This window comes from Flavobacterium limnophilum (assembly GCF_027111315.2).
GTDB lineage: Bacteria > Bacteroidota > Bacteroidia > Flavobacteriales > Flavobacteriaceae > Flavobacterium > Flavobacterium limnophilum.
This window is the reverse complement of record NZ_CP114289.2, coordinates 4,410,378-4,425,036: the sequence shown is the minus strand read 5'-3', so window position 1 is coordinate 4,425,036 and position 14,659 is coordinate 4,410,378. Positions and strand designations below refer to the sequence as shown.

General features: G+C 40.4%; 6 protein-coding genes, 2 tRNA genes and 3 rRNA genes. 4 read left to right on the top strand and 7 right to left on the bottom strand.

Going from position 1 to position 14,659, the window contains the following annotated elements:
- The first annotated feature begins 158 nt into the window (after window positions 1–158).
- Both pdhA and OZP13_RS18345 read left to right on the top strand, forming a co-directional pair.
- Complete coding sequence (pdhA, locus tag OZP13_RS18350) at window positions 159–1,157, top strand: pyruvate dehydrogenase (acetyl-transferring) E1 component subunit alpha (RefSeq protein WP_281298152.1); 999 nt, start codon at window positions 159–161, stop codon at window positions 1,155–1,157.
- Between the two features lie 8 nt (window positions 1,158–1,165).
- Window positions 1,166–2,800, top strand: a complete 1,635-nt coding sequence (locus OZP13_RS18345) for a dihydrolipoamide acetyltransferase family protein (protein WP_281298151.1) — start codon at window positions 1,166–1,168, stop codon at window positions 2,798–2,800.
- A gap of 61 nt (window positions 2,801–2,861) precedes the next feature.
- Here the strand turns inward: OZP13_RS18345 and OZP13_RS18340 are convergent, their stop codons facing one another.
- Complete coding sequence (locus OZP13_RS18340) at window positions 2,862–4,103, bottom strand: glycosyltransferase (RefSeq protein ID WP_281298150.1); 1,242 nt, start codon at window positions 4,101–4,103, stop codon at window positions 2,862–2,864.
- A 105-nt stretch (window positions 4,104–4,208) separates the two neighbouring features.
- Here OZP13_RS18340 and OZP13_RS18335 point away from each other — a divergent pair, with 105 nt between their 5' ends.
- Together OZP13_RS18335 and OZP13_RS18330 are read left to right on the top strand one after the other, a co-directional pair.
- The gene (locus OZP13_RS18335) at window positions 4,209–4,790 is read left to right on the top strand and encodes a MiaE family protein (RefSeq protein ID WP_269241571.1); all 582 of its coding nucleotides are present in this window, start codon (window positions 4,209–4,211) and stop codon (window positions 4,788–4,790) included.
- 148 nt (window positions 4,791–4,938) lie between these two features.
- Window positions 4,939–7,698 carry an AsmA family protein gene (locus OZP13_RS18330; protein ID WP_269241570.1) on the top strand — a complete coding sequence of 920 codons (2,760 nt, stop codon included), beginning with the start codon at window positions 4,939–4,941 and terminating at the stop codon, window positions 7,696–7,698.
- On the opposite strand, the gene OZP13_RS18325 is transcribed toward OZP13_RS18330, so the two are convergent.
- The 6 genes from OZP13_RS18325 to OZP13_RS18300 form a co-directional block, all read right to left on the bottom strand.
- On the bottom strand, window positions 7,692–9,041 hold the full coding sequence (locus tag OZP13_RS18325; RefSeq protein ID WP_269241569.1) for an MATE family efflux transporter: 1,350 nt from the start codon (window positions 9,039–9,041) through the stop codon (window positions 7,692–7,694). The genes OZP13_RS18330 and OZP13_RS18325 overlap by 7 nt on opposite strands.
- 129 nt (window positions 9,042–9,170) lie before the next feature.
- Window positions 9,171–9,280, bottom strand: a 5S ribosomal RNA gene (gene rrf / locus OZP13_RS18320).
- 143 nt (window positions 9,281–9,423) lie between these two features.
- Window positions 9,424–12,309, bottom strand: a 23S ribosomal RNA gene (locus OZP13_RS18315).
- A 133-nt stretch (window positions 12,310–12,442) separates the two neighbouring features.
- Window positions 12,443–12,516 (bottom strand) — tRNA-Ala (locus tag OZP13_RS18310).
- Between the two features lie 114 nt (window positions 12,517–12,630).
- Window positions 12,631–12,704, bottom strand: a tRNA-Ile gene (locus tag OZP13_RS18305).
- Between the two features lie 148 nt (window positions 12,705–12,852).
- A 16S ribosomal RNA gene (locus tag OZP13_RS18300) occupies window positions 12,853–14,366 on the bottom strand.
- Together the 16S, 23S and 5S rRNA genes with 2 tRNA genes alongside form the textbook arrangement of a ribosomal RNA operon.
- Window positions 14,367–14,659 lie beyond the last annotated feature (293 nt).

Here is a 14,659-nt window from a genome sequence, read left to right as displayed (position 1 = left end):
TATTTTGATCTTAAATCTGCAAGAAACAAACTAATTTTTGTTTTTTTGCAATAATACAAACGCAACAAAATCTATGAAGCTTGGATGAAATTGGTTTTTATTAAACCATAAATTCTAACCTAATTATAGGCTAACTACACATTACAAAAGAAAAAAAAATGAAAGAAGTAACAAAAGAAGTTTATTTAAAATGGTATGAAGACATGCTGCTTTGGAGAAAGTTTGAAGACAAACTAGCAGCACTATACATTCAACAAAAAATTAGGGGATTTCTACATTTATATAATGGTCAAGAGGCCGTTCTGGCTGGTGCATTACACGCCATGGACTTGTCAAAAGACAAAATGATTACCGCTTACAGAAACCACGTTCAACCTATCGGAATGGGTGTTGATCCAAGACGTGTTATGGCTGAACTTATGGGAAAAGTTACTGGAACCTCAAAAGGAATGGGTGGTTCTATGCATATTTTCTCTAAAGAACACGGTTTTTATGGAGGACACGGAATTGTTGGAGGACAAATTCCATTGGGAGCTGGATTGGCATTTGGAGACAAATACAACAATACCGGTGGAGTAACCATGACTTATTTTGGTGACGGTGCTTCTAGACAAGGTTCACTTCACGAAGCTTTCAATATGGCGATGCTTTGGAATCTTCCAGTAGTATTCATTGTTGAAAACAACGGTTATGCTATGGGAACTTCTGTAGAAAGAACTGCAAATCATCCCGATATTTGGAAACTGGGTCTAGGATACGAAATGCCTTGCGGACCAGTTGACGGAATGAATCCAGTAAAAGTTGCCGAAGCAATGAGCGAAGCTATCGAAAGAGCAAGAAGCGGCGGCGGACCAACTTTCCTTGAAATGAAAACTTACCGTTATAGAGGTCACTCTATGTCAGACGCACAATTATACCGTTCGAAAGAAGAAGTGGAAGAGTACAAAAAAATTGACCCTATTACCCAAGTTTTGGATGTAATCAAAGATCAAAAATACGCTACAGATTCAGAAATTGAAGCCATCGACCAAAGAGTAAAAGACTTGATCGAAGAATGTGTGAAATTTGCCGAAGAATCTCCATATCCAGAAGTACAACAATTATACGATGTTGTTTACGAACAAGAAAACTATCCATTTATTCCTCATAAACTATAAAATCAATTATGGCTACAATTATAACGATGCCTCGTTTGAGCGACACTATGACAGAAGGAACGGTGGCGACTTGGTTAAAAAAAGTAGGAGACAAAGTAAGCGAAGGCGATATGCTGGCTGAAATTGAAACCGACAAAGCAACAATGGAATTTGAGTCTTTCAACGAAGGAACTCTTTTATATATTGGCATTAAAGAAGGAGAAACTGCTCCAATTGACTCTTTATTGGCCATTATCGGTAATGAAGGAGAAGACATTTCTGCCTTAATCTCCGGAGGCGCAACTGTATCACCGGCAAAAGAAGAAGTGCCAGCAGCAACAGATGTTAAAAAAGAAGAGACTGCCACTCCAGCCGCCGCAACCGCAGCTTTACCAGCGGGAGTTGTCGTGGTAACAATGCCTCGTTTGAGCGACACGATGACCGAAGGAACTGTAGCTACTTGGTTGAAAAAAGTAGGCGATAAAGTTTCAGAAGGCGATATGCTTGCTGAAATCGAAACCGACAAAGCAACAATGGAATTCGAATCTTTCAACGAAGGAACTTTATTATACATCGGAATCCAAGAAGGACAAACTGCCCCAATTGATAGTTTATTAGCTATTATTGGACCAGCAGGAACAGATGTTAGTGGAATTATCGCTAGTGGAGGAACTGCACCAGTAGCCGTTGCAACTGAAGAGGCGAAAGCTGCTCCAGCCACACTAACCGCTGCTCCAGTTGTTCAAGAAGCACCAGCCGACGGACAAAGAGTTTTGGCTTCGCCATTGGCAAAGAAAATTGCCAGCGAAAAAGGAATTCAATTGACACAAGTAAAAGGTTCTGGAGAAAACGGACGTATCACCAAAAGTGACGTAGAAAACTTTACTCCACAAGCTGCCGCTACACCAGTAGCTGCGAGTGCTGCATCTGCTAAATCAGAAGCTGCCGCACCTGCTGCAAAACCTTATGTTCCAGCAGGACAAGTTGCGACTGAAGAGATCAAAAATTCTACAATGCGTAAAATCATTGCGAAACGTTTGGCAGAATCTTTGTTCACTGCACCACATTACAACTTGGTAATCGAGGTGACTATGGACGAAGCGATGAAATCAAGAAGTGTTATCAATAGCGTGCCGGATACCAAAGTATCTTTCAACGATATGGTGATTAAAGCTTCTGCCTTGGCTTTGAAAAAGCACCCAAAAATCAATTCACAATGGTCTGCTGAATCAATCATCATCAACTATCACGTTAATATTGGTGTTGCCGTTGCCGTTGAAGACGGATTGGTTGTTCCTGTATTGCCGTTTACTGATGGCATGAGTTTATCTCAAATTGGAACCAGCGTAAGAGACCTTGCAGGAAGAGCCAAAAACAAAAAATTATTGCCTACCGAAATGGAAGGAAGTACTTTCACGATTTCTAACCTTGGAATGTTTGGCATTACTGAATTCAACTCCATCATCAACCAACCGAATTCTGCTATTCTATCCGTAGGAGCGATTGTAGAAAAACCAGTGGTAAAAAATGGACAAATCGTGGTAGGAAACACAATGATGTTATCTTTGGCTTGCGATCACAGAACTATCGACGGTGCAACCGGAGCACAGTTCTTGCAAACTTTGAAACAATATATTGAAAATCCAGTAACAATGCTAGCTTAATAACTACGTTAGTTTATAATAGAAATCCCGTTTTGAGAAATCAGAACGGGATTTTTTTTATTCACTTATTCTTCTCCTCTATCCATCGCGACATATATTTTGTGCTGGTCAAAGTATGATGTTGCAATAGTGTTCCTATAAAATTTTGCAATCTATGTGGTTTTAAATTAGTTTGTACTTTTAAAATATGCTCCATAAAATCATCTTCAAATAAAGATTTCAAATAGCGTTTTTCTATAATTTCAAAACCTTTTTTTTGGGCTTTTAGCCAAAGAGTTTTTTCTTGATATAATTCTACCGCTTTCTCTGCAAAAACTTGAGCGTCGTCAGTAACAAATCCATTCCAAGGCAAATCGCCACACATTGATTCAGCTCCAATAGTTGTTGTTACACTTGGCGTTCCGCATTGCATAGCTTCAAGCAGTTTTCCTTTTATTCCTGCGCCAAAACGTAACGGAGCCAAAACTACACGGGCATTTTTCACGACTTCTTGGGCATCATCGGCTCGACCCATAATATGGAAACCTTGTTTTGGTTGGTGCAATTGCAATACTTTTTGCGAAGGATAAGCTCCATAAATTTGCAAAACCGCTTCCGGAATTTGCTTTCTGATGAGTGGCCAAATCGTTTCTTTCAGGTATTCAACCGCATTCCAATTGGGCTCGTGAAGAAAGTTTCCAATAAAGACAAAGTTGTTTCGTTCTTCGAAAGATGGTAAATTTTGAATGGTTGAATCTTCAATCGGCTCCAATAACAAAGGCAAATAATACAGTAAATTAGAGTCGATTTTAAAAACGGATTGCAGCAATTCCATTTCATATTCGGCAATCATCAAGGAAACATCGCAACGCAAAATACTGGCAATTTCTCTTTTGGCTACATCTTCAACGAGCAAGTCGTCCGTTGAAAAGGATCGATTTTCCTTGAATGCCTTTTGGCGTGCCAAACGCAAACAATGTAAATCTTCGGTATCTAGTAATCGTAAGGCATCGGGGCAATTTTCGGCAACACGCCAGCCAAATTGCTCTTCCATCATAAAACGATCGAACAAGACAATTGCTGGATTCAATTCTTTTACAAAAACATCAAAACTGGAACAATTTAAAGAGATGGATTTCTTGACAACACCCAGAGATTCCAAGTCAACCATATAATCGCTATCCATTGCTGGACTGGCAAAAGCAACATCAAAACCTTGTGCTGCAAAAATGGAAATCAATTGCACCATCCTTCCTCCCGCTGCCGAAGAATTGGGTTCCGGCCAAACAAAACCAATAATTAAAACGTGCTGATTTGCATTCATAAATTACATTTTATGACACAAAATAAGGGAAATAATCCGGAAACCAATCCGTTATAGCACAAATAAAAACTGTATTTTTGTAAATAATTTTCATACACAGAAAAAATGTTAGGATTAAAATTAGCCACCGACCCAAGATGGGTAACCATCGTCGAATCGAACATCGAAGAAATCTTGACCGATCACGCTTGGTGTGAGCAAAAAGCGGCCACAAATATTATCACGATAATCACTTATAATTCAGAACACGAGGAATTGGTTACTGATTTATTGGAAATTGCCAAAGAAGAAATCGAGCATTTTCAGTTGGTTCACAACATTATCAAGGAGCGTGGATTAAAATTGGGAAGAGAACGAAAAGACCATTACGTCAACGAACTTTTCAAGTTTTTGAAAAAAGACGGCAGCCGAAACGACGCTTTTGTCGATAGATTATTGTTTTCGGCAATGATTGAGGCCAGAAGTTGTGAACGTTTCAAAGTATTGTCCCAAAATATTGAAGACAAGGAATTAGCCGAATTTTATAGAAAATTAATGATTAGCGAAGCGGGACATTACACTACATTTCTTCGTTTCGCCAGAAAATATTCCGAGAAAGTGGACGTGGACAAACGTTGGCAAGAATGGATTGACTTTGAAGGAGAACTAATCACCAACTACGGAAAAAACGAAACCGTTCACGGGTAAAAATCCTCACCCCAGCCCTCTCCAAAGGAGAGGGAGCCGAGACTGGACAAAAGAAATAGTAATTAAACGCAAATACTATTAAAGAAAATTATAAAAATTGAAATTAAAAAGTATTGAAATTCAATTTATTACATCACGATATTAAAATATGGATTCGATAAAGATAAAATCAATTTTAGTTAAAACGGTAAAATATATAACGATAAGTCTTACTGTAATTCTTGCGTTGATGTTTGTCACTCCATTAATTTTCTCCGATAAAATTAAAGAAGAAATCAAAAAAACGGCCAATAAAAAATTGGCTGGAGAAATGAATTATTCGGATATGAATGTTTCCTTTTTCAAGCATTTCCCTTCTTTGACCTTGACTTTGAATGATTTTAAACTAAACGGTTCGGCTCCATTTCAAAAAGAACGATTGATTAATGCCAAAGAAGTGTCTTTTGGAATCAATGTATCAAGCTTAATTTTTGGGAAATCCATAAAAATTGACGAAATCTATTTATCCAATTCCACCATAAACATTAAAGTCAACAAAGACGGATTGGCCAATTATAACGTTTATATTTCAGAAAAAGAAGTCAAAAAAGAAGAGGAAGAAGCCGCAGCCATAAAGCTGGATCACATCGAAATCATCAATAGCCAATTGGTTTATGACGACCAATCGACCCAACTTCATTTTGATGCTTTTAGCTTTAATTATCTTGGGAAAGGCGACTTGAGTCAAGATATATTTGATTTGTATTCGAAAGCAAAAATCGGAAAACTGAATATACTCTACCAAAACGAACATTATTTAATGAACAAAAAGGTAGATGCCGATTTGATTACCAAAATAAATGTAAACTCACTTTCTTTTATTTTTGAGCAAAACGACTTAATGATCAACCAACTTTCCGTTGATTTCAAAGGAAAATTTGATTTCTTGAAAGATGGCTACAATATGGATTTCGTAGTAAAATCAACCGACAGCAATCTACAAGATTTATTCACGGCTTTTCCCCCAAAATACATTACTTGGCTTGGTAAAACTGAACTTAAAGGAAAAACCGATTTACTTCTTACCTTAAAAGGAAAATATATTGAGTCCAAAAAAATTGCGCCAGAATTAAATCTGGATTTTAAAATAAGAGATGGATTTATCAATTATAACAAAAGTACATTCCCAGTTTCGAACCTGAATTTGGATTTGTCCACAAGCTTGCCTTCGTTAAATCCCGAGCTATTAATTGTCAACACCAAAAACATCTCTTTAAACATTAATCAAGATTATTTGAAGGCCAAAATGTTCGTTAAAGGAATGAATACTCCTGAAATTAATGCGGTTTTCAATTCCAAAATAGATTTGGAAAAACTGAATCGAGCCCTAGGAATTCCAGATATCGAACTAAAAGGAACACTTGTTGGCGAAGGAAAAGCAAAAGGAAAATACGATCCTCAGCATAAAATTTTCCCGATTACCAATGCCAACATCAACTTGAAAAGTGGCTATATCAAAACTAAATATTATCCAAATCCGATTACCAATATCAACATTCTGACTACCATTAACAACCAGAAAGGAACATTCAGCGATTTGAAAATCACATTAAAACCTGCCGAATTTACTTTCGAAGGAAACCCTGTTTTTGTTGAAGCCCAATTGGACAATTTTGATGATCTTGCATATGACATCAAGGCAAAAGGAACATTGGACATCAGCAAAATCTATCAAGTTTTTTCTCAAAAAGGCTTAGATATTGACGGTTTTGTCAAAGCCGATTTGGTTCTAAAAGGCAAACAAAGCGATGCCGAAAAAGGAAATTACAGCAAACTGCACAACAAAGGAACTTTAGAACTTAGAAACATTTTAATTGCATCTGAATACTTACCGAAAAAATTCCTGATTAAAGAAGGTATCTTCAAAATCAACCAAGATAAAATGTCTTTCGACAATTTCTTGGCAGCTTACGGACAATCTGATTTCAGGATGAATGGTTATTTACAAAACGTATTCAATTTTGCCACCACAAAAACTGGGGTTTTGAGAGGTTCATTCACGTTAAATTCAACCTATATCAATGCCGATGAATTTATGTCTAAAACAGAAGTTGCTACAACAAATACAGCTTCTTCATCAAGTCCAGAAGTAAAATCGACCACTTCAAAAGTAGAAACGGGTGTTATTATGATTCCGACTAATTTAGATTTACAATTTCAAGCCAATGCCCAAAAAGTGAATTTCAACGAACTAACTCTTAGCCAAGCAAAAGGGACAATGAGTATGAAAAAAGGTGTGTTGACTTTGCAAAACACAGGTTTCAATTTGATAGGTTGTGCAGTTAATATGAATGCTAAATACCAGGCAAGTACACCAATAAAAGCAATTTTTGAATACCAAATCAAAGCCTCTGATTTTGACATTAAAAGAGCTTATAACGAAATAAAAATCTTCCGTGAAATGGCCAGTGCCACCGAAAAAGCTCAAGGAACAATCTCTTTGGAATACAAACTCAAAGGCCGATTAAATGCCAATATGGAGCCTGTTTATCCTTCATTAGTGGGTAATGGAGTTGTTTCCGTGAAAGACATCAAAATACACGGAATGAAAATGTTTAGTGCCGTTGCCAAGAAGACCAGTAAAGATGAAATTAAAAACCCGGAACTATCCAAAGTAGAAATTAAAAGTTCGATAAAAAACAACATCATTACCTTGGAACGATTCAAATTCAAATTTGCCGGTTTCAGACCAAGAATTGAAGGAACCACAAGCTTGGACGGAAGACTAAATATCAAAATGAGATTGGGATTACCACCATTGGGAATCATAGGAATCCCGATGACAATTACGGGAAACAAAGACAATCCAAAAGTAAAAATTGGTCGTCAATCAGAAGATTTGGAAGAAACTAAAGATACAATTCAATAACGTTTTATTCTATTTTTTTTGCCAATTTTTAATAATACTGGAACTTGATAGCCTAACATAAAAATCCAGCCTATCAAACAAGCTAATGCAAATCCTTTGATTCCAAAATAAGAGGCAATCAAATAAGCAGCAGTCACACGAACAATAATTTGGATAAATGTGGAATTTAATGTTTTTTTCATTTTTCCTAATCCACGGAAATACCCCTGTATCACGTTAGTTAGACCAGGCAACATATAAAGAATTGACATAATCTTTAGATATTGAACACCTTCTTCGACTACTTGCGATTCCCCTTTACCGACAAATAAAATCATCAAATCCTTGGCAAAAAAGAAAATGATAATAGTCATTAATAAACTGTAAAGTATTTCCATCTTAACACCAATAATAAATCCCTTCCGAATACGACTATAATTCCCTTTCCCCTTGTTTTGTGCCAAAAAACCAGTGATACCGTGCCCTATATTTTGTTGAACAATCATTACAAAATCATCAATTCTTGTAACCGCATTAAATGCAGCAATTACAAATACCCCAAGTGGATTAACAGCACCCTGAATCAGAAATTTGCCCAAATGTAAAGTGATTTGTTGCATAGCGGCAACGGAACTATAACTCAATATAATTTTCAGGAAAACTCTATCTAAAACAAATTCACTTCGTTTAAATCTCAAAAAAGGGATATTAAAACGAACATACAAAATACAAAATAAAGCAGAGCAAGCTTCAGCAATAACGGTGGCCAATGCAGCTCCGGCAACACCTTGTTTCCAAATAACTACAAATAGAATATCTAAAACAACATTAAGTAAGGCAGATGCTATCAAAAAATACAGAGAAACTTTCGAATTTCCCATACTACGCAAAGTAGCCGCATAAATATTATAAATAAAAGTAAAAATGAGTCCGATAAAAATTATCTGCAAGTAAGTTGTTGCGTCATCAATAATAACAGCAGGAGTATTCATTAATGCCAGGATACTGTGTGTAAAGAAAAACCCTAAAACAACTATTAACACTGTAAATAATCCACCCGCGAGTATTGAAGTTGAAATAACTCTTTTCAATTTATCAATGTCATTTGAGCCAAAATAATTACCCATCAATACAGACATCCCTAAACAAATCCCAATAATTAAAAAGAGCATTATATTCATAACAGGACTTGCTGCACCTAAAGCCGCCAAAGCATTTGCCCCTACAAAACGTCCTACAATAATAGAATCAACAGCATTGTATGTCAGCACAAAAAAATTACCAATAATCAATGGCATTGTAAAACGGATTATTTGTGGAGCAATCGCTCCACGAGTCATATCTACAACTTTTTCCGTTTGCATCGTATTATAAATTAATTAGAGTGTGCTATAATGGATAACTACAACCACCTTTAAAAGTCTAAAATTATGAAATAAAACCTTGTTATAAACCAAAAAACCCCTCATCGATAGATGAAGGGTTTTTCAAAAGAAAGGCGACGACATACTCTCCCACATAACTGCAGTACCATCTGCGCAGGCGGGCTTAACTACTCTGTTCGGGATGGGAAGAGGTGAGCCCCGCCGCAATAACCACCTTAAGGTCGTTTTGCAATGGGTATTCCGACTGTATCAGAACAACATTACACAATATCTTGACATACTGAGATAAAGAATATAAAAAGTATTAGAAAGTTTCTTCCCCCTTCCCCCCCTCATTCGGAGGGGGCTGGGGGGAGGATGTGTACATAAGCTTACGGATTATTAGTACTACTCGACTATGACATTACTGCCTTTACATCTATAGCCTATCAACGTGGTCATCTCCCACGATCCTTAAAAGAAATCTCATCTTGTGGTGGGTTTCGCGCTTATATGCTTTCAGCGCTTATCCCTTCCCAACGTAGCTACTCTGCGATGCTCCTGGCGGAACAACAGATACACTAGAGGTTAGTCCAATTCGGTCCTCTCGTACTAGAATCAGATCCACTCAAATTTCTTGCGCCCACAGTAGATAGAGACCGAACTGTCTCACGACGTTCTGAACCCAGCTCGCGTGCCACTTTAATGGGCGAACAGCCCAACCCTTGGGACCTTCTCCAGCCCCAGGATGTGACGAGCCGACATCGAGGTGCCAAACCCCCCGTCGATATGAGCTCTTGGGGGAGATCAGCCTGTTATCCCCGGCGTACCTTTTATCCTTTGAGCGATGGCCCTTCCATGCGGAACCACCGGATCACTATGCTCTACTTTCGTACCTGATCGACCTGTATGTCTCTCAGTCAAGCTCCCTTATGCCATTGCACTCTACGCACGGTTACCAAGCGTACTGAGGGAACCTTTAGAAGCCTCCGTTACTCTTTTGGAGGCGACCACCCCAGTCAAACTACCCACCAAGCAATGTCCCCCGTTTTCGGGGTTAGGCCTCAGATAAACAAAGGGTTGTATTTCAACAATGACTCCACAACGCCTAGCGACGCCACTTCACAGTCTCCAACCTATCCTACACATCATTTATCCAAGGTCAATACTAAGCTATAGTAAAGGTGCACAGGGTCTTTTCGTCCCACTGCGGGTAAACGGCATCTTCACCGTTACTACAATTTCACCGAGCTCATGGCTGAGACAGTGTCCAGATCGTTACACCATTCGTGCAGGTCGGAACTTACCCGACAAGGAATTTCGCTACCTTAGGACCGTTATAGTTACGGCCGCCGTTTACTGGGGCTTCAATTCAATGCTTCTTCTTGCGAATAACATCTCCTCTTAACCTTCCAGCACCGGGCAGGTGTCAGGCCCTATACTTCATCTTACGATTTTGCAGAGCCCTGTGTTTTTGATAAACAGTCGCCTGGACCTCTTCACTGCGGCCAGCATTGCTGCTGGCGACCCTTCTCCCGAAGTTACGGGTCTATTTTGCCTAATTCCTTAGCCATGAATCTCTCGAGCACCTTAGGATTCTCTCCTCGACTACCTGTGTCGGTTTGCGGTACGGGTACTTATAATCTGAAGTTTAGAGGTTTTTCTTGGAAGCCCTTAGGTGTACTATCTCTTTGTCCGAAGACGCCGAGTACTATCGTATTTCCCCAAGCCGCGTGGATTTGCCTGCGCAGCCTATAGGTAGGTACTTCAACGAACTATTCCGTCAGTTCGCGACACTTTCATCACTCCGTCACCCCATCACAATTATAACTAGTACGGGAATATTAACCCGTTGTCCATCGACTGTCCCTTTCGGGTTCGCCTTAGGTCCCGACTAACCCACAGCTGATTAGCATAGCTGTGGAAACCTTAGTCTTTCGGTGTGCGGGTTTCTCGCCCGCATTATCGTTACTTATGCCTACATTTTCTTTTCTAACCAGTCCAGCATGCTTTACAACACACCTTCTACCCTGTTAGAATGCTCCCCTACCACTTTGCAACTTAATGCAAAATCCATAGCTTCGGTAATATGTTTATGCCCGATTATTATCCATGCTCGTCCGCTCGACTAGTGAGCTGTTACGCACTCTTTAAATGAATGGCTGCTTCCAAGCCAACATCCTAGCTGTCTGGGCAGACAAACCTCGTTCTTTCAACTTAACATATATTTGGGGACCTTAGCTGATGGTCTGGGTTCTTTCCCTCTCGGACTTGGACCTTAGCACCCAAGCCCTCACTGCTGGTAAACATTATATAGCATTCGGAGTTTGTCAGGAATTGGTAGGCGGTGAAGCCCCCGCATCCAATCAGTAGCTCTACCTCTATATAACTTTATGACCAACGCTGCACCTAAATGCATTTCGGGGAGTACGAGCTATTTCCGAGTTTGATTGGCCTTTCACCCCTACCCACAGGTCATCCGAAGACTTTTCAACGTCAACCGGTTCGGACCTCCACTGTGTGTTACCACAGCTTCATCCTGCCCATGGGTAGATCACACGGTTTCGCGTCTAACACTACTGACTAAAGCGCCCTATTCAGACTCGCTTTCGCTACGGATCCGTGGCTTAACCACTTATCCTTGCCAGCAACGTTAACTCGTAGGCTCATTATGCAAAAGGCACGCCGTCACCCCACGAAAGGGCTCCGACCGCTTGTAAGCGTATGGTTTCAGGATCTATTTCACTCCGTTATTCACGGTTCTTTTCACCTTTCCCTCACGGTACTGGTTCACTATCGGTCTCTCAGGAGTATTTAGCCTTAGCGGATGGTCCCGCCAAATTCAGACAGGGTTTCACGTGCCCCGCCCTACTCAGGATACCACTATCGTTATCTTCTATTACTTATACAGGGCTATCACCTTCTATGGCTCTACTTTCCAGTAGATTCTAATTCTATCCGCAACAAATATCGTGGTCCTACAACCCCAGCATTGCCGTAACAACACTGGTTTGGGCTAATCCGCGTTCGCTCGCCACTACTTACGGAATCACTTTTGTTTTCTTCTCCTCCGCCTACTTAGATGTTTCAGTTCAGCGGGTTTGCCCACCTATCGGTGTACTATGTCTTCAACATAGTGGGTTGCCCCATTCAGGTATTTACGGATCGTATCGTGTGTGCCAATCCCCGTAACTTTTCGCAGCTTATCACGCCTTTCATCGCCTCTGAGAGCCTAGGCATCCCCCATACGCCCTTATTTTGCTTATTGTACCAATCATAAATTTAATTATGACCGTTTTGTTTCGATTTCCTAATAAATTAGAAAATCTGCTTTCTACTTTTTATTATTTCTTATCTCAATATGTCAATGAACTTTTATGCTGAACTTGATTCAGCATCTGTGGAGAATAACGGAGTCGAACCGTTGACCTCCTGCGTGCAAGGCAGGCGCTCTAGCCAGCTGAGCTAATCCCCCATTTTTTAGTGGCAGTTAACAGTTTTCAGTTAACAGTACTTAAAACGGCTTCACTCAACCTCTAAAATTTCCTTTTATTCTGAATTTATTTCAGAATCTTTAAGTCTAAAATAGTTGTCTCGGACAGACTCGAACTGTCGACCCCTACATTATCAGTGTAGTACTCTAACCAGCTGAGCTACGAGACACTCTTTTCTTAAAAATAAAACCTTTGTCAGGTTTTACGTGTATTATTTGAACTAACAGCGAGAGTAATTGAATCTTTCGATTCTTTCCAATAATATTTTTCGTCTTCTTTCCTAAAAGTGTTGCAAGCAACTAACATTTAGGCTCTAGAAAGGAGGTGTTCCAGCCGCACCTTCCGGTACGGCTACCTTGTTACGACTTAGCCCTAGTTACCAGTTTTACCCTAGGCAGCTCCTTGCGGTCACCGACTTCAGGCACCCCCAGCTTCCATGGCTTGACGGGCGGTGTGTACAAGGCCCGGGAACGTATTCACCGGATCATGGCTGATATCCGATTACTAGCGATTCCAGCTTCACGGAGTCGAGTTGCAGACTCCGATCCGAACTGTGACCGGTTTTGTAGATTCGCTCCTGGTCACCCAGTGGCTGCTCTCTGTACCGGCCATTGTAGCACGTGTGTAGCCCAAGGCGTAAGGGCCGTGATGATTTGACGTCATCCCCACCTTCCTCTCAGTTTGCACTGGCAGTCTCGTTAGAGTTCCCGACATGACTCGCTGGCAACTAACAACAGGGGTTGCGCTCGTTATAGGACTTAACCTGACACCTCACGGCACGAGCTGACGACAACCATGCAGCACCTTGTAAATTGTCTTGCGAAAAGTCTGTTTCCAAACCGGTCAATCTACATTTAAGCCTTGGTAAGGTTCCTCGCGTATCATCGAATTAAACCACATGCTCCACCGCTTGTGCGGGCCCCCGTCAATTCCTTTGAGTTTCATTCTTGCGAACGTACTCCCCAGGTGGGATACTTATCACTTTCGCTTAGCCACTGAACTTGCGCCCAACAGCTAGTATCCATCGTTTACGGCGTGGACTACCAGGGTATCTAATCCTGTTCGCTACCCACGCTTTCGTCCATCAGCGTCAATCCATTAGTAGTAACCTGCCTTCGCAATTGGTATTCCATGTAATCTCTAAGCATTTCACCGCTACACTACATATTCTAGTTACTTCCTAATAATTCAAGTCCTACAGTATCAATGGCCGTTTCCCCGTTGAGCGGGGAGATTTCACCACTGACTTATAAGACCGCCTACGGACCCTTTAAACCCAATGATTCCGGATAACGCTTGGATCCTCCGTATTACCGCGGCTGCTGGCACGGAGTTAGCCGATCCTTATTCTTACAGTACCGTCAAGTCCCGACACGTCGGGATGTTTCTTCCTGTACAAAAGCAGTTTACAATCCATAGGACCGTCATCCTGCACGCGGCATGGCTGGATCAGGCTTGCGCCCATTGTCCAATATTCCTCACTGCTGCCTCCCGTAGGAGTCTGGTCCGTGTCTCAGTACCAGTGTGGGGGATCTCCCTCTCAGGACCCCTACCCATCGTAGCCTTGGTATGCCGTTACCATACCAACTAGCTAATGGGACGCATGCTCATCTTTTGCCGTTGTGACTTTAATTATAATATGATGCCATACTATAATACTATGAGGTATTAATCCAAATTTCTCTGGGCTATCCCTCTGCAAAAGGTAGATTACATACGCGTTACGCACCCGTGCGCCGGTCTCTTGGTCCGAAAACCAATACCCCTCGACTTGCATGTGTTAAGCCTGCCGCTAGCGTTCATCCTGAGCCAGGATCAAACTCTTCATCGTATATTGTTTGCTTAATAAATTAAGCTATTGTTATTCGACTCAAATTCTAGTGGTTTTTTAAATCTTCCGATTCTCTTACTCTCTTTATTATTGTCCCGATAAATCGGGACGGCTGTCAATTCAATATGTCTAGGAACGTGTCTTTCTTTTTTTTAAGTGCCAGTCTCTCGATTAGCGGGTGCAAAAGTAACAAAGTCTTTTCTTTCTGACAAGCTTTTTGTGAAGTTTTTTTGAAAAATATTTTTTCCTTTCTTCTTAATTTTCTTGTCAGTTTTTCAAGGAACATTGTTCAT